22 protein-coding genes are annotated in these 25,764 nt (G+C 41.9%); 4 read left to right on the forward strand and 18 right to left on the reverse strand.

Annotated elements, in window-relative coordinates; genetic code table 11:
- The first annotated feature begins 22 nt into the window (after positions 1 to 22).
- Complete coding sequence (locus WAA15_RS10090; protein ID WP_337042614.1) at positions 23 to 640, forward strand: hypothetical protein; 618 nt, start codon at positions 23 to 25, stop codon at positions 638 to 640.
- Positions 641 to 699: 59 nt separating this feature from the next.
- Here the strand turns inward: WAA15_RS10090 and WAA15_RS10095 are convergent, their stop codons facing one another.
- Entirely contained in the window at positions 700 to 1,317 is a 618-nt protein-coding gene (locus tag WAA15_RS10095; RefSeq protein ID WP_337042615.1) for a MarR family winged helix-turn-helix transcriptional regulator, read from the reverse strand.
- A 129-nt stretch (positions 1,318 to 1,446) separates the two neighbouring features.
- On the opposite strand from WAA15_RS10095, the gene WAA15_RS10100 reads away from it, so the two are divergent.
- Together WAA15_RS10100 and WAA15_RS10105 are read left to right on the forward strand one after the other, a co-directional pair.
- Positions 1,447 to 3,888, forward strand: a complete 2,442-nt coding sequence (locus WAA15_RS10100; protein WP_337042616.1) for a TonB-dependent receptor — start codon at positions 1,447 to 1,449, stop codon at positions 3,886 to 3,888.
- 11 nt (positions 3,889 to 3,899) lie between these two features.
- A complete protein-coding gene (locus WAA15_RS10105) occupies positions 3,900 to 4,235 on the forward strand; it encodes a hypothetical protein (protein WP_337042617.1) in 336 nt (111 codons plus the stop codon).
- Between the two features lie 142 nt (positions 4,236 to 4,377).
- Here WAA15_RS10105 and WAA15_RS10110 read toward each other — a convergent pair whose 3' ends face one another.
- Together WAA15_RS10110 and rseP are read right to left on the reverse strand one after the other, a co-directional pair.
- Entirely contained in the window at positions 4,378 to 4,899 is a 522-nt protein-coding gene (locus WAA15_RS10110; protein ID WP_337042618.1) for a DUF6702 family protein, read from the reverse strand.
- Positions 4,900 to 4,961: 62 nt separating this feature from the next.
- Positions 4,962 to 6,296, reverse strand: a complete 1,335-nt coding sequence (gene rseP, locus WAA15_RS10115; protein ID WP_337042619.1) for an RIP metalloprotease RseP — start codon at positions 6,294 to 6,296, stop codon at positions 4,962 to 4,964.
- A gap of 362 nt (positions 6,297 to 6,658) precedes the next feature.
- On the opposite strand from rseP, the gene WAA15_RS10120 reads away from it, so the two are divergent.
- Entirely contained in the window at positions 6,659 to 7,639 is a 981-nt protein-coding gene (locus WAA15_RS10120) for a YpdA family putative bacillithiol disulfide reductase (protein WP_337042620.1), read from the forward strand.
- A 31-nt stretch (positions 7,640 to 7,670) separates the two neighbouring features.
- Here WAA15_RS10120 and WAA15_RS10125 read toward each other — a convergent pair whose 3' ends face one another.
- The 15 genes from WAA15_RS10125 to WAA15_RS10195 all read right to left on the reverse strand — a co-directional run bounded on the left by WAA15_RS10125 (position 7,671) and on the right by WAA15_RS10195 (position 25,659).
- Positions 7,671 to 9,770 carry a penicillin-binding transpeptidase domain-containing protein gene (locus tag WAA15_RS10125; RefSeq protein WP_337042621.1) on the reverse strand — a complete coding sequence of 700 codons (2,100 nt, stop codon included), beginning with the start codon at positions 9,768 to 9,770 and terminating at the stop codon, positions 7,671 to 7,673.
- A gap of 25 nt (positions 9,771 to 9,795) precedes the next feature.
- A complete protein-coding gene (locus tag WAA15_RS10130; protein ID WP_337042622.1) occupies positions 9,796 to 10,176 on the reverse strand; it encodes an FtsL-like putative cell division protein in 381 nt (126 codons plus the stop codon).
- Positions 10,177 to 10,369: 193 nt separating this feature from the next.
- The gene (locus WAA15_RS10135) at positions 10,370 to 11,176 is read right to left on the reverse strand and encodes a phytanoyl-CoA dioxygenase family protein (protein WP_337042623.1); all 807 of its coding nucleotides are present in this window, start codon (positions 11,174 to 11,176) and stop codon (positions 10,370 to 10,372) included.
- 117 nt (positions 11,177 to 11,293) lie between these two features.
- Positions 11,294 to 12,271, reverse strand: coding sequence for a hypothetical protein (locus WAA15_RS10140; protein WP_337042886.1), 978 nt, complete (start codon positions 12,269 to 12,271; stop codon positions 11,294 to 11,296).
- A gap of 174 nt (positions 12,272 to 12,445) precedes the next feature.
- Positions 12,446 to 13,336, reverse strand: coding sequence for a class I SAM-dependent methyltransferase (locus WAA15_RS10145; RefSeq protein ID WP_337042624.1), 891 nt, complete (start codon positions 13,334 to 13,336; stop codon positions 12,446 to 12,448).
- Between the two features lie 144 nt (positions 13,337 to 13,480).
- Positions 13,481 to 14,146 (reverse strand): acetyltransferase, encoded by a 666-nt coding sequence (locus WAA15_RS10150; protein WP_337042625.1) that lies wholly within the window; start codon positions 14,144 to 14,146, stop codon positions 13,481 to 13,483.
- 18 nt (positions 14,147 to 14,164) lie between these two features.
- Complete coding sequence (locus tag WAA15_RS10155; protein ID WP_337042626.1) at positions 14,165 to 14,863, reverse strand: WbqC family protein; 699 nt, start codon at positions 14,861 to 14,863, stop codon at positions 14,165 to 14,167.
- A complete protein-coding gene (locus WAA15_RS10160) occupies positions 14,860 to 16,902 on the reverse strand; it encodes a hypothetical protein (protein WP_337042627.1) in 2,043 nt (680 codons plus the stop codon). The genes WAA15_RS10155 and WAA15_RS10160 overlap by 4 nt, the downstream gene beginning before the upstream one ends.
- Before the next feature lie 60 nt (positions 16,903 to 16,962).
- The gene (gene ilvA, locus WAA15_RS10165; protein ID WP_337042628.1) at positions 16,963 to 18,249 is read right to left on the reverse strand and encodes a threonine ammonia-lyase; all 1,287 of its coding nucleotides are present in this window, start codon (positions 18,247 to 18,249) and stop codon (positions 16,963 to 16,965) included.
- 153 nt (positions 18,250 to 18,402) lie between these two features.
- Positions 18,403 to 19,446, reverse strand: a complete 1,044-nt coding sequence (ilvC, locus tag WAA15_RS10170) for a ketol-acid reductoisomerase (RefSeq protein ID WP_337042629.1) — start codon at positions 19,444 to 19,446, stop codon at positions 18,403 to 18,405.
- 116 nt (positions 19,447 to 19,562) lie between these two features.
- Positions 19,563 to 20,102, reverse strand: coding sequence for an acetolactate synthase small subunit (ilvN, locus tag WAA15_RS10175; protein WP_337042630.1), 540 nt, complete (start codon positions 20,100 to 20,102; stop codon positions 19,563 to 19,565).
- Positions 20,103 to 20,202: 100 nt separating this feature from the next.
- Complete coding sequence (ilvB, locus tag WAA15_RS10180) at positions 20,203 to 21,963, reverse strand: biosynthetic-type acetolactate synthase large subunit (RefSeq protein ID WP_337042631.1); 1,761 nt, start codon at positions 21,961 to 21,963, stop codon at positions 20,203 to 20,205.
- Between the two features lie 49 nt (positions 21,964 to 22,012).
- The gene (locus WAA15_RS10185; protein WP_337042632.1) at positions 22,013 to 22,744 is read right to left on the reverse strand and encodes an FkbM family methyltransferase; all 732 of its coding nucleotides are present in this window, start codon (positions 22,742 to 22,744) and stop codon (positions 22,013 to 22,015) included.
- Between the two features lie 11 nt (positions 22,745 to 22,755).
- Positions 22,756 to 24,435, reverse strand: coding sequence for a dihydroxy-acid dehydratase (ilvD, locus tag WAA15_RS10190; protein ID WP_337042633.1), 1,680 nt, complete (start codon positions 24,433 to 24,435; stop codon positions 22,756 to 22,758).
- Between the two features lie 324 nt (positions 24,436 to 24,759).
- On the reverse strand, positions 24,760 to 25,659 hold the full coding sequence (locus WAA15_RS10195) for an MBL fold metallo-hydrolase (RefSeq protein ID WP_337042634.1): 900 nt from the start codon (positions 25,657 to 25,659) through the stop codon (positions 24,760 to 24,762).
- Positions 25,660 to 25,764: the final 105 nt, after the last annotated feature.

A 25,764-nucleotide genomic window follows, 5' to 3' on the forward strand; every position in this document is an offset into this window, starting at 1 on the left:
ATATTTTAATTATTAGAATAATATGAAAAAACTTCTTCTATTCGCTTTAGTATCAGTGCTTAGTATAAACGTTGCTGCCCAGACGGTTACTTATTATGGCCGTTATGCTGGCGGCGTAGGCTTAAATCAGAATATCCTTCAGCGGGCTTCTGCGTTGGGCTATAATGCCAAAGTTTCAGTAAACGATGGCTTGGTTTTAGGCGATACTTCGTTAGTAAAAGTGGGTATTGGCCTCTCAAACCCGCGTTACAGGCTCGATGTAAAAGGCGTATTTAATATGCGTATTGCTTCTAACAGCCCCGCTTTTAAAATCAACGACCAGAATTTTATTGAACTAGACAACGACGGACAGTTTTTACTGAACCCTTTCAAGATGAAGTATGCCAACCAAAACCAATGGGCCGATAGGGTTTTTGAGCGAAACTATCAGTTATTATCTCTGAAAGAAGTAGAAAAATTCATTGAGCAAAACAAACACCTGCCTAATGTGCCATCGGCAGAAGAAGTAGTAGCAAAAGGTGTTGCCATGAACGAAATAGTAGCTAAACTCTTAGAAAAAGTTGAAGAACTAACACTGTACACTATTCAGCAGCAAAAAGAAATTGATGAACTGAAGAAAAAACTAAACAAGCACCAATAAGATAAGAATCACTTGCTTTATACTAGAATACTTACAGGGCTAGCCTAACTATTTAACTTTCAGTTCAATAGTTGGGTTAAGGTTTCCTCGTTGTTTTCTTCAAAATACGGATGATGATACTGGTGTAACTTCATGAGAATTTGTAGCAGTTGATTTTTCTCTTCGGTTGTCAGATTGCCAACAATGTGTCCGGCCATTTTCTGGATGCCGTTCTGAATCAGTCCGTACTGGGTACGGCCCTTATCGGTCAACGATAAAAGTTTAGAACGGGCATCAACCGGATTCTCCCTTTCTTGTAACATCTCTTCCCGCAGGAGCCGTTTAAGTACCTCATTGCCCGACGATTTTTCCTGTATGCACATCCGCAGCACATCTATTTTCTTAAACTCTTTGTCAGGAAAAAGCGACACCAGTACCGCGAAGTCGTCGAGCGAATAAATTTCAGTATTACGGAAAACCCTGCGCGCATAAAACTGGGCGTATTTATACGCAATCCCTATAAACATCGAAATCAGACCATCCTGCGATGGCACAAAACCACCCGAACTTCGTTCCGACTTATTGGCTTCGTTTATTATCCATGACACAAATTGTTCCTTTTGCCAGCGTTGTGCATGGGTTTGCTGCTGATACGCTTCGGCCAGCGCAATAATTTCTTTTAAAACAGTATAGTCCATAGCTAATGATTATATGCTACTACAAATTTTGCAAATAGTATTATAACATACAATTAAAATATTTTTGTTTTATATAAAACATTTTAATTTTGAAATTGTTCTATATAAAACTAATCTAATTCATTTTGTATGGAATCCATAAAATTATACTTCGTTTTTTTATTACTGTTAATCACCTCCACAGGCTTTGGCCAGAATACTGGTAACATTTATGGAAAAGTGGTCGATAAAAACACACAAGAAGCCCTGATAGGAGCTACCATAAGCGTAGAGCAGTCAACACAAGGTACTACAACCGACCTTGAAGGTAATTTCAGGCTTACATTACCAGTTGGCACCTACAACCTGAAAGTTACTTTCGTAGGTTACCAGACCCTTATCAAGTATAACATTAACCTTACGTCGGGTAATGCGCAATCGGTTAACTTTGAATTACAAGCCGAAACCGCTAGCCTGAGCGAAGTAACCGTTAAAAATAAAAGAGAGAAGTCGGCCATTGCTTCCGATGTTATTACGCCATTATCGGTGCAGTCGCTCACCGTAGAAGAAATCAGAAGTAATCCGGGCGGAAACTTCGATGTATCGAAAGTAATACAAGCACTACCAGGGGTAGCTGGAACCACAGGCACCGGAGGTTTCAGAAACGACATTGTGTTGCGTGGTGGTGGCCCTAACGAAAACATTTATTACCTCGATGGCATCGAAATACCGGTTCTTAACCACTTTTCTACGCAAGGTAGTGCCGGAGGCCCCGCGGGTATTATCAATACTGCCTTTGTTGAAGACATCAAACTAAGCACTTCGGCTTTCAATGCACAATATGATAATTCGCTGTCAGGCGTTTTTGAAATTAATCAGAAAGTGGGTAATTCGGAGCGGCTGCAAAGTAATGTTCGCCTGAGTGCTACCGAACTAGCTGCCACTTTTGATGGAAAAATCAGCGATAAAACCAATTTTTTGCTTTCGGGCCGTCGTTCTTACCTGCAATTTCTGTTTAAACTCATCGACCTTCCCATCCGGCCAAATTATTGGGATTTCCAGACCAAAATCACGCACAAACTAGGGAATAAAACAACCCTGAATCTGATAGGATTAGGCGCAATAGATGACTTTAAGTTTGCTTTACCTAAAGACCCAACCCCCGAAAACATCTATATTTTTCGTAATACATCGCTTATTAACCAATGGAACTACACGGCCGGAGCCTCTATTAAACACCTTATCGATAAAGGCTTTATTAATATAGCTCTTAGCCGTAACCACCTTAATAACTCCCTAGAGCGTTACGAAGACAACAACAATCCGAGTCCGCAATCGCAAAACCTGTTTTCTCAGTCGAAAGAAATCGAGAATAAACTACGGGCTTATCTTAAAAAATCACAAAATGGCTTTACATACAGCTTTGGTGGGGTAATACAGTATGTAAATTATCAGAACAATTTTTTTCAGAAAATCAGAAATGAAGTTCGCGACGAAAAAAATAATATAATACAGCCCGAAATAGCGTATCGTTTTGCCACCGATTTGAGTTTCTGGAAATACGGTGCTTTTGCACAGGCCGGAAAAACCTTTGCTAATCAGGTAAGTGTTTCGGCCGGAATCAGAACCGACATGAACAGCTTTACCAATGAAGGCGGTAATCCGCTGAAAACGCTTTCGCCCCGTATTTCGGTTTCGGTTCCTTTCAACGACAAGGTTCGGTTAAATGCTGCTTGGGGAAGTTATTACAAAATACCTATTTATACCGTGCTAGGTTTTAAAGATGCACAGGGCAATTATGCTAACCGTAACAACAAGTATATTAATACTATTCATTACGCACTAGGCTTGGAGTACCTGCCTAAACCTGACCTCAGATTTACTATTGAAGGCTTCTATAAAGATTACCATAATTATCCTGTAACAGCACTTAATAATATTTCTCTGGCTAATTTGGGTGGTGACTTCGGAGCCATTGGGAATGAGGCCGTGCGGTCGGTAGGAAAAGGAAATACCTATGGTATTGAATTTTTTGCCCAGCAAAAACTGGTTAAACGTAACTTCCTGACTCTCTCGTATACTTTCGTGCGAAGCAAGTTTAGCGGCCAGAATACCGTTCTGTTACCTTCTGCTTGGGACTACCGCCATCTGGTTTCGCTTATTTATGGCCTTAAACTCAACAAGCAATGGGAGCTAGGCGTGAAATACCGCTTTGCTGGTGGCAGCCCTTACACTCCTTACGATTTAGCAAGCTCTCAACAGAATTACCTGACACTAGGGCAGGGGATTCTGGATTATACCCGATTAAACTCGGTTCGTCTGAAAGCATTTAATCAGATTGATGTACGTATTGATAAAAAATGGAATTACCCGCGCTGGACGCTCGACCTCTTTATGGATGTACAGAATGTGCTAGCCTTTAAAAACGAGTCTGTTCCGTACTTTACTTTCCAACGCAAGGCTGATAATTCTGACTTTGAATCGACCGATGGGCAACCTGTTAAAGCCAATGGCTCTAATGCCATTCCGGTTATTCTGGATAACCTATCGGGCAGGCCAACCCCAAGTATAGGTTTTATTATAGAGTTTTAATTTTAAACATTATGATGAGTTCTGGTGACAGCACCCTTGAATTTACTTATTACTACAAAATTACTATTGAAGAAGAACAAAGCCAGAACCAATTGCTGGCATTAATTAACAGTTATGTTCATGAATCGCTCAGGCAGTTTAATGCTGACACAAAAATGAGTCTGATTTATTCGACGCAGTATTTCTTTCGGGAAACAATAAATAAAGGAGTTTATAATCTTGAATGCGATATTATAGATTTTACACCCGAAAAAATCGCTCTTGAAGCCTATTTGTATAGTGAAGAGCAAGCAAAAATTATTGTTAAATGGTTTGGAGCGTACGAGCATATAAAAAATGACCAATAGCTGCCAACCCTGTTGCCTCAAAGGCCAAAATCAGCATAGCCTTACCCGTTTGTCTGGATACCTCTCTCAAGGGGTATTCAGGCAAAAGGCAACAAACATGAAACAAATGCAGGTTTAAGCAATAAACAGATACCTTGAAAAATCAGAAGTCAATAGCCGCCGATTTAATTTTGGCATTGAAAAGGAAGGTTTTTTTATTACTACCATAGAAGAAATTAACCAGATTGGTCTGGTCGTCGAATAACTCCTGCATAAAATCGTTATAAAGCACGTGGTCTTTAAGGGCCTGTGCCTCAGGAATCTCTACATATATCCAAGTTGCATCTCCCTCTAGTTCTTTACCCAGATATTGTAGTGTCTTTTTTTGTTTCTGTGGGGTAATAATAGCAAAATGTTGTTGTACATATTTATTCAGAACGGCATCACTATTATCGTTTTTGCCGCCAATCATTACTTTTTGCCCATTATTCAGTTTAGTAAGAGCATTTTCTAAATCATCAGTAAACAGCCGAATAGTTACTTCAAGCGATTTCTCTTTGGCATTATATTGTATTTCAGTGAGCGAAGTATGAAAAGCGTGCGCAGCCGTTGGCTTTGCAGGTTTTTCGGCCTTAAAAGGAAAAATAAATACAGAAAGAAAAAGAATGAAGTGTAATAAAGGCATTGAAGTAAACAGTATAAAGCATTGAGGCAGCATTGTGCAATGCTACCTCAATAAACTAATTATTATTTGAATAACGCTTTGAAGGTATCATTGAAAAGCACCAGTACCATCAGAGTCAATAAAATAAATGTACCCACTTGCTGTGTACGTTCCATAAATTTCTCAGAAGGTTTGCGGCGTGTAATCATTTCGTAAAGCAATACCAACACGTGGCCGCCATCTAGTGCCGGAATCGGCAGGGCATTCATAAATGCCAGACCCATCGAAAGCAAACCTGTTAAGCCCCAGAATCTTTCCCAGTCCCAGTAACCACCAAACCATTGCGCTAAGCCTACTGGCCCGCTCACGGCATTTCCTGCCGAAATATGGCCTTTAAATATACGGCTAAAGCCTTTAATCTGATTCGGAATAACCGATAAAGCCTCAGTAGCTCCTTCGGTAAAAGCCTCTCCAAAATTATATTTTTGTGTATTTGTCTGAAGCAGCGACATGGTTCTGAAACCAAGTGTTCCTTCTTTTGAAACAGTAGGATGCAGCTTAACCACTTGCCCGTCACGTTCAACCGTTAATTCGATAGGTTTGCTAGCCAGTTTTTCCAGATTAGTGTGAAAATCCTGAAAATAAAGTACAGGCGTACTATCAAGTTTTACAATTCTGTCGCCTTCTTTTAAGCCAACCTTTTCAGCGGGAGAGTCTTTGATTACTTCGCCTACCTTGAAAGGCATCAGAGGCTCAATAAACGGAATTTTAGAGGCAATTTTATCAATTAACTCATTAGGAATAGGAATTTCTCTTATCTGGCCGCCTCTGTCAATAGTAAAGGTGGTGTTCTCTTGCATAAGGGCAGCACGCGCTTCGCCAAAATCTTTAAAATCCTGACTATTTACTTTAATGATTTTGTCGCCGGTTTTCAAACCAATTTCTTCCGCTAGCGGATGCGCATAAATTCCGGCTTTATTTACCTCAGCTTTTGAGTAGTATTCGTCACCCCACACATACTTTACACCCCAGAAAATAAGAATACCCAGAATAATATTAACAATAATACCACCAAGCATAACAAATAAGCGTTGCCAAGCTGGTTTTGAACGGAATTCATCAGGTTGTGGCTCAGACGAAAGTTGCGACGCATCTTTGGTTTCATCAATCATTCCGGCAATGTCTACATAACCTCCTAACGGAAACCAACCCAAGCCATACTCGGTATCGCCTTTTTTCTTTTTCCATAACGCAAAATTTAATACGTTAGGCAATGGAAAAAGGAAGTCAAAGAAAATATAAAATTTATTTACCCGAATACCAAAAATACGAGCGAAGATGAAATGTCCGAACTCATGTAACCCGACCAAAATTGTTAAGGCAAGCAAAAGTTGCCCAATCATTGTTAAAACTGCCATTAGAAAATTGAATAAATTAAAATATAATGATAGGTTATTTAAGCATAAAATATCCTCCTTTGCAAACGCAAATACTTGTTGCTTTGTTCCATTTTGCCTGAACCTCCGAACTAGCTTGCTCCAATTAACGAAAATTCATCCAAAATTAGCATACTTCTGATTGAAAAGAACGATTTTTGCTTAAAAGTTTGTTAAAGAAATAGCTATCTGGCAAAATAGAAAAGTTTCGTTTGTTGCTAGGGGTTTCCTTGTTTGGCTTGTTAATTATAGCTAACTATTTCCCGATAAACTTAAATATTTTCCCGATAAATTAAAAAAATATATAGTAAAGTAATTGTTACCGTAAGGTACGTATCAATTCAATGAGCGCATTAACATACGACGTTATTATTATAGGCGGTGGCCCCATAGGGCTGGCTTGTGGGCTGGAAGCACAAAAGGCAGGCTTGAAGTACCTGATTCTGGAAAAAGGCTGTCTGGTCAATTCCTTATATAATTATCCGGCCAACATGACTTTCTTCAGTACGTCCGAACGGCTCGAAATAGGCGAGGTGCCTTTTGTATCGAACAACGCCAAGCCTACCAGAAGCGAAGCCCTCGAATATTACCGTCGGGTGGCTGCACACAAGCATTTAACAATAAAACTTTTTGAAGAAGTGTTAAATGTTAGCCCCCAAAACGAACGCTACGAAATAACCACCACCAAGCATACTTACCTGACCGACCATATTATTATTGCCTCTGGTTTTTATGATATACCCCAGAAACTCAACGTAAAGGGCGAAGATTTACCCAAAGTTACCCATTATTACAAAGACCCTCATTTTTATGCATTTCAGAAAGTGCTGGTAGTTGGGGCAAATAATTCGGCTGTTGATGCAGCCCTTGAAACATGGCGTAAAGGGGCAGAAGTAACAATGGTTATCAGGAAAGACGAAATTGGGAAAAGGGTAAAATACTGGGCAAAACCAGATATTGAAAATAGAATTAAAGAAGGCTCTATTAAAGCATTTTTTAATGCAGAAATTGCAGAAATACGCCCCCATGAAGTAGTAATAAAAACACCCGATGGCTTGCAGACAGTTGAGAACGACTGGGTAATTTCGATGACCGGATACCAGCCAAATCTGGCGTTCTTAAGGAAAGTGGGTATTAACCTGTCGGCTGATGAAATCATGAAGCCCGAATATAACGACGATACCATGGAAACCAACCTGAAAAACGTGTATCTGGCGGGTGTTATCTGTGGAGGAATGGACACACACAGCCTGTTTATTGAGAACTCGCGCGTGCACGCCGAAAAAATTATTCAGAAGATTATGCAAACCTCACAGCCTGCTTGACCGTGAGGTTCGCAACCCATATTTCAAAATTTTATTGCAACACCAATGATACTACTCTTGGTTCTGTGATGGCGTACTCACTCACTTTGCCCAAACCAGAGTATTTTACTTTGTAACCTTTGTTTTCGAGCAAGTAGAGTGCATCGCGCAGGGTCATGCCCGATACATTAGGGAGTTCGGCACTTTCGCCTTCCAGTTTGCGCCATGCAATAGCATTGCCATTTTTAACGGCTTTTGCCCAGCCAGCATTACTCGGTACATTTTGTAAGCCTAAGGTCTCGCCGATGGTCCTGAAATCTTCAGCATAACCGCTTTGCTCGTGGTCTTCAATTTTCTGAATGTTGGTTTTCTTGTTATTAGCCGGATGAATGGCCACATCGTAAGCGAAAATTTTATCGGCAATGGTTCTGAACACCGGCGCGGCTACATCGCGGGCATAAAGGTTTGTTCCCTGAGGCTCATCAATAATAACGGCGCAGCTATATTTAGGGTTATCAGCCGGAAAAAATCCTATAAAGGCCGTATAATATTGCCCCTGTACATAGCCGTTTTCACGTTTTTGCGAGGTTCCGGTTTTTCCGGCAACCTTACAAAAACCCGTATTAATATTTTTGGCTGTACCATTTTCAACTACCCCTTTCATCATTTCATGCACCATTCTAATGGTTCTGTCTGAACAAATCGGGTTAGGGTCTTTAACACCCTCAAATTTTTCTACCACTCTGTCGGCCTCACGTATTTCTTTCACAATAAAAGGTTGTACCCAACGCCCTCTGTTGGCAATAGCATTATAAAAAGTGAGCATTTGTAGGGGCGTAAGGCGGCTTTCGTAGCCTATCGACATCCACGGAATAGTAGTAAGGCTGAAAGTCGAACTCTTACTATCTTTAATAATAGGTTCTGTTTCGCCTTTTAGCTGGAAACCCACAGGCTGGTCGAGCTTGAAACGTTTCAGGTATGCCACAAAATTATCGGCTTTGGTAAACCCGAAATATTGCTTGATAAGCGAATAAATACCAATATTGCACGAATGTTCAAAAACCTGCCTTACGGTCTGGTTTCCGTGTTTTTCGGCGCATTTCATCTCTATATTGTTGTGCATGATAGAGCCTTCGCAGGTACCCGCAAAATCGTTCATGCCTAGTTGGCTTTTTTCGAGTATGGCAACCATACTGGCCAGTTTAAATGTAGAACCCGGGTCGGTTCCGCCTTTTACGGCATAGTTAAAGTCTTCGGTGTAATAAATCTGGTCGTTTTTATTCCGGCGAGACAAATTCGTAATAGCCTTGATTTCTCCGGTAGCCACTTCCATTACAATGGCCGACCCATACTTGGCGTTGGTACTTACAACTTGGTTTCTCAACGAACTCTCAACAATATCCTGAAAATTAACGTCAATGGTAGTTACCACGTCAAGCCCGGCTTCGGGGCGTACCTCAGGCGTGTCTTCAACGGGTTTCCATACGCCACCTGCCAAACGCTGAAAAAGCCCTACGCCGTCTCGTCCGGCCAGATAATTATTAAAACTAAACTCAATACCAAAGTCTCCTTTGGTTTGGGTATCACGGTCCAGTTTGCCAATTGAGCGTAGTGCCATATCATCAAAAGGCATTACGCGGCGGTTTAGCTGTTCAAATTTTCCGCCGCCTTTCATTGGTCCTTCCCGAAAAAAAGGTAACTTTTTGATTTCCTCCATTTCCTGAAAATCAATCAGTCGATTGCCAAAAGCAACAAACATTACTTTGCCACCTTTGCGCGCATTCGAAATAAGCTCTTTGTATTGTGTAGCCGAACGGTCTTTAAAGAAATCGGCAAGGGCATTACTCAACGTGTCTATTTTATCGCGGAAATAACCCGCTTTAGCGCGGGTAATATCCAGCCCTACCCGATACCGCGGCACCGACGTAGCCAGTAAGCTGCTGCCATCGGCTGCATAAATGTTGCCTCTGGTAGCTTTTATTTTCATGGGTTTCCGCTGAACCTTCGCTACCTTTTCCATCCATTTGTTTTTCTGGAAAAACTGTACAACAAATATCTGGGCAACTATCAGAGAGCCAATCAGAAACACCAGCCCGAAGGTGAGTTTGGCTCGCCAGAGTATTTCTTCACGAATAGATGTTTTCGCTGCCATAAATGTAAGTCTGCTGGGTTCGGGGTTATTCTGTAACAACTATTTTATTGGGTGGCGTAATGTTTTCTTCCAGCCCTTTGTCTGTTAGCTTTTTAGCAATTTCAGATTGCTTGCTGGCAAACATATAGCGCGATTTCTGAGAGATGTATTCGGCCCTTCTTTCTTCCATTTCGCTACGTGATTTCTCAATTTTTTTGATAAATCCTTCGTAGCTATGCTGCATATAAATATAAAAAATACACAGAATTCCTAGCCACACAATGCGTTTGAGGGTTTCGGTCGGAAGGGTGTCTCCCAGATTTAAACGATTAGTAAGCCATGTATTGAGGCGGTCGAAAAGACCGGATTTACGCGGAGGCGCCTCCATAACAGGCGCAGAACGGTGGCGAAAAGTATTAGTTGCCATTCCGATAGAAAGTTATAAGTTTATTATTAAAGCACGATTGTAAAACAAATGTATAAATTATCTACTGATTCTGGTAAAAGATTCAGAGAATTTTTTCTTCAAACCCAATGGCGGTGTAATAGGGCAGCAAAAAAAAATCGTTCTTTTAAAAGAACGATTTTCAGGGGATATTCTTATCAGCGAATACTATTTCTTAAGAGAAAATAGTTTCTAACTGTTGTTTACTAGGGAAATCAGGTGTTACCAAGTCGGCTTCTGGCTTATAGATGTAAGGCATCGGGAAGCCTCTTTCCTGAAAAGTAGGTTCAGCCATATTATTGTAACGAAGCTGAACAGACCAGCGGATATTTTTGGTGACGTTCTCGCCCGAACGATGCACCAGAAATGCCGAGAATACCAGTAGGTCGCCTACTTCAAATTCGGTTTGTACGTAGGCTTCTTCAGGTAAATCTTCCTGAATACTACCCAGATAACCCGAGGTATCGGCTTTTAATAAGCCATCTTTATGAGTGGCTGGCAAAATCTGTAAAGAGCCTAGTGCCTCGCCACAGTCAACCATCGGAAACCACATTACAATGCTGTCTAACGAGCCCTGGCCCGTGCGCCAGTCCTGATGTGCGCCTAATTTCCAGTGGCTGCCTCCTTTCGATAAATACCGGCTGTTAAACTGCATAGCTGGCCGAACCCCAATCATCGGGAAATCATACCCTAACGATTTCAGTAGGTCAATAATTTTAGGGTCGGTACCCAAGTGGTGCAATGAAATAAGGTGTTGAGCCTGTTTGCCAGTATTAACAAAAGTAGTAAAATCGGCCTCGAACAAATCGAACATGGCCTGTTCAAATTCATCTTTGTTGTTAATATCAACGGTTTTGCCTAATACTCTTTGTATTTGTATTGCAAAAAGATTACGCGCTTCGGTATAAATCCGGTTGATTTCTTCTTTACTGAAAAAGTTTTTCAGAATAATATACCCATCTTTATTAAATTGTTCTCTCATTGTTCCCATAACGTTGTCCTGTAAGCTGGTTAATAGTTTGTGTTAGCTATTATACAATAGTGGCACAAAATTAGGTGCTGCTACAACTCAGAAAATGATTTTTGTCAGTTATGCTATTTATTTTTCCCGAATGGCATAACCAAATCCGGCTCTGCCGAATCCATTTCCGTTATATAACAGATATTTTTTATTATTATGCTCATAGCAATAAGCATAATCTATCATTTCGTAATCAAAATCGTCAGGGTTCTCTGATTTATGAATCCCCACCAGTTGGTCTTTGCGTTCCCATTTAAAGCCGTCTTTCGATTCGGCGTATCCCAGCCTATAACTCTGGTTACGGTCGGTACGGTAGTCTCTGGTATGGCGGTACGAATAATACATTTTAAAGATACCATCTTCAAAAAATACGCTTGGCCGCCCCACTGCATGAAGGAAATCATCGAAAGGCAAGGCTACGTCGCCTGTGGGTTCCCATTTAATGCCATCGTCTGATACCGCCACGCGGCAATCGTAGTAAGGTTCGGGGTAGCCATGTATGTATTCACATTTCTGGCCCGAAATATACCACATCATCCAACGGCCATTTACGTGCATAACCGAAGGCTGTGCCGCCCAGATGGGGTTATGAATAGACCTGTCCATGATAGGGCCACGAAACATTTTTTTGAAGTTCAGCCCGCCATCTGTACTCACAGAAAGCCCCATCGACAAGCGATAAGAATTATGGGTACGGTTCCAGCCTGTGTAATATAGCCAGATATCACCGTTCGATTGTGGCACAAACCACGAAGGCATGGCTCCGGTTTCGTCGTATTCGCCCGGGCCGCCTAAATCCAGTACGAATGTATCATGCACATATAAAATTTTGGTAGGGTCGTCATAGTCTACATCAATAAATGTTGGGCGAGACTGCCCCGCATCATCTCTTGAAGAGAAATACACCCTTAAAAAATCTTTATGTTTATACGCATACGGCACTTGCGCGTGCGAGCGGCTGTGTGCCAGTGTGCCGTCTGGTTTATATATTACACCCTTCTTTTGCCAAACTAGGCCAGACCCCGAAGAAGTGCTATTATCTGTATTAATTGACATCCTGATTTTAGTTAATATTTCTTCGGCAGATGATAGCACTGCTATTTTGTTTGTTAATTTATGCCGAAAGATAAAATTCTTGCTTGCTGTATTAATTAATTTTTGGGCTGCACTATTGTGTGAGCTGCCACTAATTTTTAATTATAAATACAAACAAAATGTATTACATCCTATTCAGGATTTAGCCATTTTACGGTTCTTTTCTGCTCTCATACGCCAGTTATCTTTAAAGTCTTTACCCGGAATCTGCAAGTTTACGTTTACTGTCGGAGCCTTTTTGGTTTTCTTGAAATCAAGTACATAATAACCGTTTCCGAAAATCCATTGTAGTTTTACATCCTTCACGTTTTTCGGTAAGTCAGCCAAAGGAACTTGGTCGGCAAACATAGGGTTGGCATCCATCAGAATCTGATACGTTTTCTGGTCGCGAAGCCACGCGCCCACGCTTTCGTCGCCAACAACTACGCGTCCGCCCACTTTTACTACGCGGTTAAACTCTTCAAAAGCCTTTGCCCTTTCAGCAAATGTATTGATACCCCCGAAGTGGAAAACGGCATCGAAATAATTGTCTTCAAAAGGCAGGTAAGAGCCATTGCCGATGAAGAAATCAATCTGAACATCTTTTTTATCCGCAAATTTTTCTTTGGCGTGTCGGAGCATAGCAGGCGACAAGTCGGATAAAACTGCATGGCCACCGGGCGTAATTTTGTCGATAATATAAGCCGAATCTTTACCTGTACCGGCACCAACTTCCAGCACTTTCATGCCCGGTTTTAGTTTCAATAACCCAATCATGGCTTTTCGGGTAGCGGCTTCGTTGGCGTGCAACGATTCAAAAACCCACGAAACGCCACGGTCATAGCGTAAATGGGCATCATTATAAGCTACTTGTTCCTTGCGGTCTTGTTCGAAAAGTTCTTTCGGATACACCAAATCCACAATTTCATTTATGTCATACGAAAGAGGTTCTTCCTGAGAGGTATTATGAAGTGTTTTGCCATCGGCCGATACAACTAATTTTGTTTTGGTTTTCGGGCAAATAAGTTGGTCAAAAAATGAAGTCATTCTGCTTATATTCAAATGTTAAAGGGCCAAAGTTCGAGAATTTTAGTGAAAAAACCACACGAAAAATCGTTAATCTGATAGATTAAAATCATAAAGTTATTTAACAAAAAAGAGAGGCCCGCCTCTCTTTCTCTTAAAACGTATTTACAAATTAATATCTTTGCTCGATACCTCTGCTTTTACGGCCGGATTCCCCTTCCAGATACTCCACGGTTCGGTTTTGGTTTTGGTCAGGTTAGCCCCCATGGCTATCAGCGTTCCTTCGCCTAGCGTACAACCATCACGAATGGTAGCGTTTACCCCAAAAAACGAATATTCACCTACAACACAACGCCCCGAAAGCACCACGTGCGACGTAAAATAAACATGGTCTTTGATTTCGCCATGATGCCCTATGTGGTTGCCACTCCAAAGCACTACGTTATTACCTATTTTTACAAAAGGCTGAATGGTGTTGTCTTCGAGAATAAAACAGTTTTCGCCAATTTTATCGGTTAGCACAGTAGCTTTTGAGCTGATATAAGAAATACATTCATAACCTAGTGCTTTTATTTCGCCATATACCTGCGCGCGAATCTGGTTCATTTTGCGCTCGCTTAAAGGCGCAAAAAACTTGTATTCTGACGGAGGAAACAAGGCCGGAACATCTTCAAAAGCCACTAACTGAATACCGCAGAAAGTATCTTCGCCTTCTTTAATGTATGCTCTATGCTTAGTAAATGCCACGATTTCATGCGGTGAGTCATGCGTGAGGTAATAATGGGCTAATTCTGCCACTAGCTCAGTACCAAAAACTACTACTTTTGCCATTGTAAAACGATTATGTTTTTAAACCAATTCAAATTCTTTTAAATATGCCTGAATTGCCTCTACGGAGCAAAACATGAGCAGGTCAATCATTGATAACCACGGTACAAACGGCTGGTTAAACTGTTTGTATTCAATGGGTTTTGATTTGATAAAATTAAGTAAGATTTTATTATCGGCAAAAAGTTGTTTGTCATAGATTGCCATTCCGCCGATAGGATTAATGTAATGCTGTGCTTTTTCCTGCAAACAAATGTCCAGAATACGCTCTTGCGCTTTCAGGTGCTGGTTTTGGTACACAACCGAACTCTCAACAAATGCGGTCTTGATGCCCAGATACTGGCAGGTTGTTTGAAGGCTTTTTGTACAAAGCTCGGCAATATTAGCCGGATTCGATAACAAAACCTCTGTTAAAATACCCGAACCCTCCTGATAATACGGGGCTTTTTTATAAGACTGCTCAATGGTTTTCAGGAATTTCTTAGCCCAGTTCGCCAGATTATCTACCTCAATGTCTCTGATAAGCCTGTTCTGGCTGGCACTAATTAACGGAATCGTAAACATGGAGGCTTTGCCGCCAACTAAAACGTTGTTACGGTTAATCCAGCCTTTGTTAATATAGGCCACATCATCATACACTATGAATTTATCAACCGCATTGATTAACTGAAAATAACCAATGTAAGGGAAAATATATGGCTGCATGATGCCGATGGTCATGGCTTGGGGGTATTTGTGGTTTCGGTATTAAGTTTGCGTAAAAAGAACGTACTTTCTTCTACGGGGGTATCGTGGTGGGTATCGCCTTGCCCTAATGCAATGTCGCCCTCTTCATAAGGAAGCACACCTTTAGAGTAAAACAGGTATTGGGCTTCTGCCGGAATAGGCTTGAGCCTGCTACGGAACGGGTGGATAGGTATCAGCCTACGGGTGAAATCTTCGCCCCAGAGCGGATATTCAAAATCTTCGTGTTCTTGTTGTGTACCTAAAGCTACAACCGCATTTTTAGGCACGAGGTCATCAAATTTTTTGTACGCCTCATAAATGTCGGGTCGGGCAAGGGTAAGTTGCTCCAGACGCGTCATATTAAAAATGTTTTTATCTTCAAAAACTGGATGGATTCGTGTAAATAATATGCTGCAAATAGCCGATACGGTAATAAGAAAACTACAAAATACGCCCCAGAACTGCCAGCCTTTTTTGGCTGTAAGCAGGTGGAACGAAGCCAGTAAAGGCATACACCAAACCGCCATATTCAGAAAATAACGTGCCTTGATGGGGTCGTATGGGGCCGAATAACACAACGATAAAAAATGTAATGTTGCTGCCGCTGCTAATACCAGCATACTTTTTTCGATAGTTTCGAGCGTACGATAATACCGAACCGACCGATAAAGCAATAAAATCAGCACCGGTAAAACCATACCAAAACTTATGATACCCCAATAGGGGCGTTCGATATAAAAGCGAATAGGATGGCTGAACGAAAAAGAAGAAACTACCGTGAAGCGGTCGCCTTCTATGTTGAAGTTACCAAAAAACTTATCAGGCACAACCCTGAAAGCATCGTTAATTTTTTTGCCTAAATTAGTGCTTCTGAGGCCGTCCAGATTGAAAAAGTCGGAAGAATAACGGGTAATATTAAGCCCCATATTCTTGAGTTTTTCTTGTGTGGTATAGTCTTCAACGCCATGCCATTTCATTACAATTGGCGGAGCCGAAAGGCTTCCTAACCTGAATTGCCCTACCTCTTTAACATTACCTATATATCCCGTAGGCAATACATAAATGGCAATGCTGAGCATGAAACTTATCAGAAAAAAATTTATGTTTTTATAAAATTCTTTCTTTAACAGAACCGTATAAACAGCCACAACCAGTGCCGCCGGAGCAATAAGCAAGAAGGTAACTTTATGGCCAATCCAGACACCTGCTATGGTGCTTATCAGGACAAGGTTAAGCGGCGTAGGTTTTTGTTTGAAGGCAAACATAAAATAAACCAGACACCCCAGATATGCCGTCAGAACGATGTCGGTTTCGGTAGTAGTGGCCTGAATCAGAGCTGTCGGAAGCAGGGCAGTGATGAGTCCGGTAAATAACGAAGCCGTAAAGTTTTTTGAAACTTTATAAGTTATGCCATAACTAGCCAGCGCGAATATCCAGTAGGAGAGGTAGTGAATAATTTTGAAGCCCTTTTCGCCTAATACATGGTAAAAGAAAATTTGCAAGGTAGGCAATGAGTTCGGATAAAAATCGATGGTCCAGGTTGTTCCTTGCAGGCGGTCCATGTTACCATTTTGTAAATAAAAGGCACATTTAACCAGATGGCCCGTCATGCTATCCCACTCATTAGGAAAAGTAACCAGCGAAATAAGCAGGTTAATGACTGCCGTAACAGCTACCCCCGCAAACAAAAAGCCTAACGACCACTTGTTTAATAAAGGCTGTTGCTGCCAGTTGTGAGCCAGCTTACGACGAAACGACTGAACCCCTGCCCGAACTTTGAAATGGTGGTTATTAGCCAACTGTTTGAACAGAATATAAAACAGAAAAGCAATAAGATTAACACAAAGGCCCCACGATACGGGTTGGTTAATCTGGTTTAGCTTGGCTAACAGAAAACCCGTCGGGATAATACACGATACAAGGCCTAGAAAAAATTTAAGGCCGTAATCGCTCAGACTTTCAGAAATGTAAGTTGCATTTCGGTGGACTTGCCAGAGGAAGACAAAGAAAAGGAATATAAATATCCAATACATCAATCTAAATAGGTGCTTCTGAACTACAAAGGTAAGACGGAATAATGTTCCGTCCTACTGTCAGATTAAAAACTCAAACAAATCAGGTTTTTTGTTAATGTATTCAAACTGAATGTTATGTTCTTTCATTCGATGAATAAGGGGTTGGTAATCCGATTTCTGTTTAAGCTCGATACCCACCAGTGCAGGCCCCCGCTCGCGCGATGTCTTTTTAGAATATTCAAAATATACGATGTCGTCGGTTGGGCTAAGCACATCGTTCAGGAACTCCTTAAATGCACCCGCTCGTTGCGGAAAACGGATGATAAAATAATGTTTCAGCCCTTCGTACAATAACGACCGTTCCTTGATTTCTTCTGTACGCGTAATGTCGTTATTACCCCCGCCAATAATGCAAACCACATTTTTACCTTTGATTTCATCTTTCAGAAAATCAAGGGCTGAAACCGACAGCGCACCTGCTGGTTCGGCCACGATGGCTTCTTCGTTATAGAGTTCCAGAATGGTAGAGCATACCTTGCCTTCTGGAATCAGAATAATATCATGGTTAAGGTTCTGGCGGCAAACCTCAAAAGTCAGGTCTCCGGCACGTTTTACGGCGGCTCCGTCAACAAACTTGTTAATTTCGTCCAGTGTAACTACTTTGCCTGCTTCCAGCGATTTTTTCATCGTCGGCGAGCCCTCAGGTTCAACTGCTACCAGTTTGGTTTTGGGCGAAAGCTGTTTAAAAACCGTAGATACGCCAGAGGCCAGCCCGCCCCCGCCAATAGCAAAAATCAGATAATCTATTTTAAAATTAGCATCTTTAAATATTTCCAGCCCCACAGTGCCTTGTCCTTCAATCACTTGTAAGTCATCGAACGGATGAATAAAAGTAGCATCCTGCGCCTCACAGAAATTTTTAGCGGCAAAGTAAGCGTCGTCATAAGTATCGCCCACGAGTTCTATTTTTACAAATTCTTTTCCAAACATACCCACCTGTTTTATTTTTTGTGCAGGTGTGGTAGTAGGCATAAAAATAGTGCCTGTAACCCCCATTTTTTTGCAGGCATACGCAAGGCCCTGTGCATGGTTGCCCGCACTGGCACAAACTACGCCTTTGGCTAGCTGTTCTTTTGACAGATTAGCCATTTTGTTGTAAGCACCTCTGAGTTTGTATGAGCGTACAACCTGTAAATCTTCCCGTTTGAGGTAAATATTAGCACCGAACCGCTCCGAAAGATTCAGATTGTGCATAAGCGGTGTGTGTGTGGCTATATCCTCGAGCTTTTCAGCCGCCACATATATATTATCTATATCAGGAAAAGTAAGTGGTTTTTCTGGAACTGTTTTGTTGATGCTTGTCATTGGTTAAATGCGTTTTTTAACCGGTTATTTATTACGTTATAAACTATTCACTAACGTTACCAGCGAAATAGAATTTTTGCCAAATGTAATAAAAAATAAAATGAGTAGGTAAAAAATACCTACTCAATCAAAAAGTGTATATTTTTAACCGGATTAGTTTCTTTCAGGTCTTAGGCTACGTACAGTAGCTCCGGCCTGCCACATTTCCGAGTCACGTAGTTCTGCCAATTCTACCTCTAGTTTCTCACGGTAGTCTGGTTGTGAGTTACGTTCAATAGATTGCGCTGCTTCTTTTTGTGTTTTTACGCTATTATATAATTTCTTGAATACTGGTTTTGTTGCATCGCGGAAAGGTTTCCACCAGTCTAACGCACCGCGTTGCGCAGTAGTAGAACAGTTGGCATACATCCAGTCCATACCGTTTTCAGCTACTAATGGCATCAACGATTGGGTTAGTTCTTCTACGGTTTCGTTAAATGCTTCTGACGGCGAGTGTCCGTTTTCGCGTAGGATTTCGTACTGAGCGGCAAAAATACCTTGAATAGCCCCCATTAAAGTACCTCTTTCGCCGGTAAGGTCAGAAGTTACTTCACGATAGAAATCTGTTTCAAACAAGTATCCTGAACCTACACCAATACCCATGGCAATGGCTGTTTCGCGGGCATGGCCTGAGGCATCCTGATAAACGGCAAAGCTAGAGTTCAGACCTTTACCTTCTACAAACAAGCGGCGAAGCGATGTACCCGAGCCTTTAGGCGCAACCAATACAACATCGACACTCTTAGGAGGTTTAATACCAGTCTTTTTGCTATAAGTAATGCCGAAACCGTGCGAGAAATACAAGGTTTTACCTTTTTTAAGGTATTTTTTAACGGTTGGCCATAATTGAATTTGTGCTGCATCAGACAAAAGGAAACAAATGATAGTACCTTTTTTCAGTGCATCTTCAATGTTGAAAAGCGTTTTGCCCGGTACCCAACCATCAGCTACCGCTTTGTCGTAGGTTTTGCCGGGGCGTTGTCCAACAATTACGTTGAAGCCGTTGTCACGCATGTTCATTGCCTGACCAGGCCCTTGTACGCCGTAGCCAATGACAGCGATGGTTTGTTTTTTCAAAAACTCTCTTGCTTTTTCAAGAGGGTACTCTTCGCGGGTTACTACTTCTTCTTCAACACCGCCAAAATTTAACTTTGCCATTTTTATTGTTTTTGTTTTGTGTTATTACTTATAATTCAGATTATGCTTTTAAAAGAACGGGCAATGGCTACTGAACGCTTTAGTCGGTAACCAACGCCGAACGAATCCTGCGTGTATTACAGATAATACTCCCATTCGGTGATTTCTTCGGGTAAGTACTCGATAAGCCCTTTAGGGGTTTTACCAACGGCTACCCTTCCCGAACGAACAAACTCGATGATACCATGTGGCTTGATGTACCTGAAAAAGTCGAAAATTTCTCTTTCAGTACCTGTTTTTTCAATTACTACGTAATCGAGCCCCCAGTATACTACCCATGCCTTATAAACTTTATTGATGTTTTCGACATCGATTACCTTGCCCTCGATAGGCGTTGAGATTTTGAAGAGGGCAATTTCGTTGTAAACGATGTCTTCGTTGAGATAACCGAATACAGCCAGTACCTCGACAACCTTCCGAATCTGGCGAACCAGTTTTTCTACCTCCTCACGTTTCTCATGTTTAATGACAATCGTGAAACGGGAAATCCCTTGTCGTTCGGTTTCCGAGACAGTCAAAGACTCAATATTGATTCTTCGTCTGGTAAAAATTATTGTGATTTTGTTGAGTAATCCGATGCTATTTTCGGTAAATACGCAAATAGTGTATGTTGTCATAAGTATTAAATCGTGAATGAGTGAATGGCGAATCAGCGGACGTCGCACGATGAATAGGATGAACGACAAACAGGTTTTATTTGCCATTCGTTATTCAGCATTACTCCAGACGTATCTCCGACACACTTGTGCCTGCCGGAACCATCGGGAATACGTTTTCTTCTTTTTCCACTAATACTTCTAACAGATAAGCCTTGTTTGAACTCAGTAATTTATCAAGCGATTCGCTCAGGTTTTCACGCTCGCTGCAAGTATGGCCTTCTATACCGAAACCTTTGGCAATGGTAATGAAGTCAGGGTTTTGTAACTCAACAAACGAGTAACGGTTTTCAAAGAATAATTGCTGCCACTGACGAACCATACCCAGATAATTATTATTCAGGATAATCATTTTTACGGCAAGGCCACTCTGGGCAATTGTGCCTAGTTCCTGAATGGTCATCTGGAAACAGCCATCGCCAATAATACCTACTACTTCGCGGTCAGGTGCGCCCATTTTTGCCCCAAACGATGCCGGAATAGCAAATCCCATAGTACCTAACCCACCCGAAGCAATATAAGAATGAGGTTTACGGAACTGATAATAGCGGGCTGTTACCATCTGGTGCTGGCCAACATCAACCACAATGCAGGCTTCGCCATTGGTTTTGTCAGAGAGCATGGCAACTACTTCGGCCATTTTTATTTTACCTTCTCCTTTCAAATCGCGGAGTGTAACTTTCTGGTGTTCTTTCAAATCGAGCTTTCTGAATTCATTTTTCCATCCGGTAAAATCACCCTTCTTTACCAGAGGCATCAACATTTTCAGGGCTTCTTTGGCATCGCCCACTACGGGGGCTTCTGTTTTCTTGATTTTCTCTATTTCAGACGGGTCAATCTCGATATGAATAATTTTGGCCTGTTTAGCAAACTTGGTCGAGTCGCCCGTTACACGGTCATCGAAACGCATACCAATGGCAATTAGCACATCACATTGGTCGGTCATTACGTTAGGTGCATACATACCGTGCATTCCTAGCCAGCCCATATAATTAGGGTGGTCAATAGGCATGGCCGAAATTCCCAGTAATGTACTGGCGCAAGGTATATCGGTTTTCTCGATAAACTCCATTAGCTCTGGCATGGCTTCGGCAATTAATACACCATGCCCAAACAATACATAAGGGCGTTTGGCCTTGTTTATTAATTCGGCGGCTTTTTCAATCTGGTCTTGTTTTGGCACTACCCGTGGCCTATAAGTAACCAGTTTGTTTATTTTTTTGTAGTCGAAATGCTCGGTCATTTTTCCGGCCTGTGCATCCCGTGTGAAATCAATCACAACTGGCCCGGGTTTTCCGGCCTGTGCAATATAAAATGCTTTGGCCATTACTTCGGGTACTTCGTCGGGGCTGGTAATCTGGTAGTTCCACTTACAAACAGGTGTAGTTACACCTATCATGTCGGTTTCCTGAAAAGCATCAGTACCCAACAGGGTTGATTTTACCTGACCTACAATACAAACCAGTGGGGTACAATCAATGATAGCATCAGCAATAGGCGTAATGAGGTTTGTACCTCCGGGGCCTGAAGTTACCAGACACACCCCCGGGCGGCCACTCACACGTGAATACCCTTGTGCCGCGTGTCCTGCTCCTTGCTCATGACGCACCAGTATATGGTTAATGCGGTCGATGTAGTCATAGAGGGCATCGTAAGTTGGCATAATGGCGCCACCCGGATACCCAAAAATGGTTTCAACACCTTCGGCTAGCAAGCATTCCATCATAGCTTGTGCTCCCGTAAGAAAATCCTTTTTCTTGGGTTCTTCAAGACTTAAAGAAAATGTCTCCTGTTTTGCTTCTACTTCTAATAAATTTCCCATATCAGCATGGTTTTTAATGTATCATTGATTGCTTGTAAGTCTTTTGGGGTCAATGGGTTTGTTGTTTTCTTACGAATATTCCTTCGCCCTGCATAAGCCTGCCATTTTTGGGGTCTTTCAGTTCAGGAAGAATCGTAAATAATTCAAAACCCAATGAATCTAGTTTGCTGATAACCTCATGGTATAGAGGCCCTTGCTCGTATAGCGGTACGAACGAGATTTCAGCCTGAACAACCTGAATGTAAGGCAATAAAGCGGTGGCTCCTGCCAGTACGTTCAGTTCATAGCCCTGTACATCAATTTTTAAATAAATAGACTGGTACTTTTGGGCTATTTCGGGGGTAATAACTTCGTCTAATCGTCTTATCTGAATTGTCTCGGTTGCCTGATATGCCGTATCGGGTGCTAAATCTGTATGATTTTTGTGCATTCCGAGTAACGAACTACTGGCAAAATTACCAGCAATATTAATAGTCAGGGCTTCGCTTTTGGTACCAAAACCTATGTTCTGGCAAGACCACTTCGGGTCTTTATCGGCTTTACTTTTGAGCTTGTCAAAACTGGCTTTAATAGGCTCAAACGAAATAAGTTCTCCTTTATATCCCATTTCTCTGGCTTCTTCTCCGTAGGTGCCTACAAACCCGCCTACATCGAGCAGCAGGTCTATTTGGTGGCTCTCCAGTAAATGCTTGATTAAGGCAAACGGAGAGTTCATGACATTAAAGCGACGGAGTTCCAGATTCAGGTATTTACGCGCAAACTTCTTTATAAAATCATCCATTATATGCTCTGTTATAGGTCAGTTACACATCCTTCACTTGCCGAACTCACGTTTTTGATATATTTCCTAAGAACCCCTCTTGTAAACGGCGACTCTTTCGGTTGCCATGCGGCTCTGCGTGCAGCCAGTTCTTCGTCCGACACGTGCAGAATAAGCTGGTTCTCGATGGCATCAATCGTAATTTTATCGCCGTCTTTTACCAGTGCTATGGTTCCGCCATCGAACGCCTCTGGTGTTACGTGGCCTACCACAAAACCGTGTGTACCACCTGAAAAACGACCGTCGGTAATCATGGCTACGGACGAACCCAGACCCGCACCCATTACGGCCGAGGTTGGTTTGAGCATTTCGGGCATACCCGGGCCACCTTTAGGGCCTTCGTTCCGAATTACCAGCACATGGCCAGGCTTAATTTCGCCTTTGCTCAGGTATTCGATTACTTCTTCTTCGCGCTCGCATACTTTAGCAATACCTTCAAACTTTTCGCCTTCTTTTCCTGTAATTTTCGCCACGGCTCCTTTTTCTGCAAGGTTTCCATAAAGAATCTGTAAGTGGCCTGTGGGTTTAATTGGCTCTGACACAGGGCGGATGATGCTTTGTGTACTAAAATCAAGGTCAACTACTTCTTCAAGATTTTCGGCAACGGTTTTACCTGTAATAGTGATACAATCGCCATGAATAAACCCTGATTTAAGTAGGTATTTCATTACGGCCGGTACACCACCAATCGGAAGCAGGTCTTCCATATAGTATTTACCAGAAGGTTTCATGTCGCCAAGCAGCGGTGTGCGGTCTGAAATAGCCTGAATATCATCAAGAGTAAATGGTACACCCGCCGACGACGCAATGGCCAGATAGTGTAACACCGCATTAGTTGAGCCACCTAGTGCCATTACAACCGTAAGCGCATTTTCAAAGGCTTTGCGGGTCATGATGTCACGCGGAAGAATCTGTTTTTCAAGCAGGTTTCTCATGGCTGCGCCAATAGCCAGACATTCGGCTTTTTTGCCTTCATGCGTAGCCGGATATGATGAGCTATTAGGTAAACTCATGCCAAGTGCTTCGATAGAAGAAGCCATTGTATTGGCAGTGTACATTCCTCCGCAGGCTCCTTGCCCCGGAATCGAGTTCTGGATTACTCCTTTATAATCTTCGTCAGAAATGTTATTGGCAAATTTTTTACCGAGTGCTTCAAAAGCCGACACAATATCGAGCTTCTGACCATGATAATGCCCCGACTTTACAGTACCGCCGTAGACCAGAATCGCGGGGCGGTTCAAACGTGCAATAGCCATCATGGCTCCGGGCATATTTTTGTCGCAGCCCACTACGGTAATTACACCGTCATACCATTGTGCTGAAACTACATCTTCAATCGAATCGGCAATAATATCGCGGCTTGGCAATGAATAACTCATGCCATCGTTGCCATTAGTCATTCCGTCTGAAACACCTATGGTATTAAAAATCAGCCCAACCATCCCGTTTTCCTGCACACCTTTTTTTACGTGTACCGAAAGCCCGTTAAGGTGTATATTACAAGGGTTACCTTCATAGCCTGTGCTGGCAATACCAATTTGTGGCTTTGCCATGTCTTCTTCTGTCAGGCCAATGGCATAAAGCATGGCTTGAGCGGCTGGATTCGTTACTTCTTGCGTGAGGGTTCGACTGAATTTGTTTAGAATGGTCATTTGAAACGAACGGTTAAAAATAAGTCGTAAATAATATTTTGTTCATAAAAAAGCCTTCTTCACCGCGTGAAGAAGGCTTTTGCTATGGTCGTGCGTCCTTCTTCACACCCGTTGTTCGAGTACGAGAATAATTGGGACGATAAGGACGCTTCTATGGTGCATAAATAAATTTCTCTATTTGCGAAAATTCGCTAAGTGCGAATCATTTTCTTTACAAATGTAGTCGAAAGGATTTTTTAAATCCAAATTTTTTAAGATAAAATTTTGTTTTTTAATATTTATTGTACTTTCCTGTTAAGGAATTAGACTATTCCAAAGAATAATTTATTGTCCGGCAATTTCTTCATACGTTGCTTGCAGGCTTCGCTGGATACCATCGCCCTGCATTGCCGTAACACCCGGCACAGCAGTAGCCTTTAAAACTTCTTCTTTCGACTTGCCTGCTTTCACTTCGGCTTCAACAAAATTCCATAGTTTTGACAGGTAGTCCTGAAAAACCTTGATGTCATCTTTGTTGCCTGTAATTTTTTCAGGGTCAAAGGCATGGCCAAAAATAAAGATGGTGTCGTTATCGAAAGTAGACAAGGTTTTGTCAAGCACCGAAATCCAGCTTTTGACCGATGCCCCCGCCGAACGGTCAACAAACGGATACCGCCGGTTAAAAAGCAAATCGCCCATGTGTACCACATTGGCGTGTTCAAAGTGTATCAGGCTATCGCCATTGGTGTGGCCGGCTCCAAAGTAGTAGGCTTTTATACTTTCTTTACCTACTTTTTGTTTCCAAGTAGTAGTATAGGTAACATCGGGGTAAAGTTGCTTATCTTCTGTTTTGCTTTTTTCGGCTACGGCTTTTTGGTTTTTCAATGAGTTTTCATGTGCTACTACGTGTTCGGCAATACCTTTGAAAGAAATATTACCGCCAGAGTGGTCGCCGTGGTGGTGGGTGTTGATTAACAGTTGAATAGGCTTTTCAGACATTTTTTTTAATTCTCCAATCAGGTGTGTCGATTGCTCAGGAAACTGAGAGTCAACAACGGCTACACCTTTTGGGGTTATCAGGTAGCCGATGGTTCCGCCCCTTTCAGTAAAAACGCCTACACCGCCGCGTATTTCTTTCATTTTATATGGGTTTTCGGCCAGCATAGCTGCCAGTAGTTCTTTGCCCGATAGGGCCAACGTGCCTAGCGTTAAGCCAGTAGCTTGTACAAAACTTCTACGATTCATGGTTTTAAAATAAGTTTAAAGATTAATGTTTGCTGTTTGTATTATTGAAGTTGGTAGAGTAGTAAAATGAACTCCGGCAACAATGTACCGTAAAATCAGGCCCTT

Origin of the sequence: Emticicia sp. 17c (assembly GCF_037153985.1) — a bacterium.
In the GTDB taxonomy this organism is placed as follows: Bacteria; Bacteroidota; Bacteroidia; order Cytophagales; family Spirosomataceae; genus Emticicia.

Coding starts and splice junctions, on each gene's coding strand:
- WAA15_RS10125 (WP_337042621.1), bottom strand. CDS start 9,770: ATGGCAGCGAAAACATCTATTCGTGAAGAAATACTCTGGCGAGCCAAA.
- WAA15_RS10155 (WP_337042626.1), bottom strand. CDS start 14,863: ATGACCATCGGCATCATGCAGCCATATATTTTCCCTTACATTGGTTAT.
- WAA15_RS10185 (WP_337042632.1), bottom strand. CDS start 22,744: ATGGATGATTTTATAAAGAAGTTTGCGCGTAAATACCTGAATCTGGAA.
- ilvC (WP_337042629.1), bottom strand. CDS start 19,446: ATGGCAAAGTTAAATTTTGGCGGTGTTGAAGAAGAAGTAGTAACCCGC.
- WAA15_RS10140 (WP_337042886.1), bottom strand. CDS start 12,271: ATGTCAATTAATACAGATAATAGCACTTCTTCGGGGTCTGGCCTAGTT.
- WAA15_RS10160 (WP_337042627.1), bottom strand. CDS start 16,902: ATGTATTGGATATTTATATTCCTTTTCTTTGTCTTCCTCTGGCAAGTC.
- WAA15_RS10100 (WP_337042616.1), top strand. CDS start 1,447: ATGGAATCCATAAAATTATACTTCGTTTTTTTATTACTGTTAATCACC.
- WAA15_RS10105 (WP_337042617.1), top strand. CDS start 3,900: ATGATGAGTTCTGGTGACAGCACCCTTGAATTTACTTATTACTACAAA.
- WAA15_RS10195 (WP_337042634.1), bottom strand. CDS start 25,659: ATGAATCGTAGAAGTTTTGTACAAGCTACTGGCTTAACGCTAGGCACG.
- WAA15_RS10135 (WP_337042623.1), bottom strand. CDS start 11,176: ATGAGAGAACAATTTAATAAAGATGGGTATATTATTCTGAAAAACTTT.
- rseP (WP_337042619.1), bottom strand. CDS start 6,296: ATGGCAGTTTTAACAATGATTGGGCAACTTTTGCTTGCCTTAACAATT.
- WAA15_RS10110 (WP_337042618.1), bottom strand. CDS start 4,899: ATGCCTTTATTACACTTCATTCTTTTTCTTTCTGTATTTATTTTTCCT.
- ilvB (WP_337042631.1), bottom strand. CDS start 21,963: ATGGGAAATTTATTAGAAGTAGAAGCAAAACAGGAGACATTTTCTTTA.
- ilvN (WP_337042630.1), bottom strand. CDS start 20,102: ATGACAACATACACTATTTGCGTATTTACCGAAAATAGCATCGGATTA.
- WAA15_RS10150 (WP_337042625.1), bottom strand. CDS start 14,146: ATGGCAAAAGTAGTAGTTTTTGGTACTGAGCTAGTGGCAGAATTAGCC.
- WAA15_RS10145 (WP_337042624.1), bottom strand. CDS start 13,336: ATGACTTCATTTTTTGACCAACTTATTTGCCCGAAAACCAAAACAAAA.
- WAA15_RS10120 (WP_337042620.1), top strand. CDS start 6,659: ATGAGCGCATTAACATACGACGTTATTATTATAGGCGGTGGCCCCATA.
- WAA15_RS10090 (WP_337042614.1), top strand. CDS start 23: ATGAAAAAACTTCTTCTATTCGCTTTAGTATCAGTGCTTAGTATAAAC.
- ilvD (WP_337042633.1), bottom strand. CDS start 24,435: ATGACCATTCTAAACAAATTCAGTCGAACCCTCACGCAAGAAGTAACG.
- WAA15_RS10095 (WP_337042615.1), bottom strand. CDS start 1,317: ATGGACTATACTGTTTTAAAAGAAATTATTGCGCTGGCCGAAGCGTAT.
- WAA15_RS10130 (WP_337042622.1), bottom strand. CDS start 10,176: ATGGCAACTAATACTTTTCGCCACCGTTCTGCGCCTGTTATGGAGGCG.
- ilvA (WP_337042628.1), bottom strand. CDS start 18,249: ATGACAAGCATCAACAAAACAGTTCCAGAAAAACCACTTACTTTTCCT.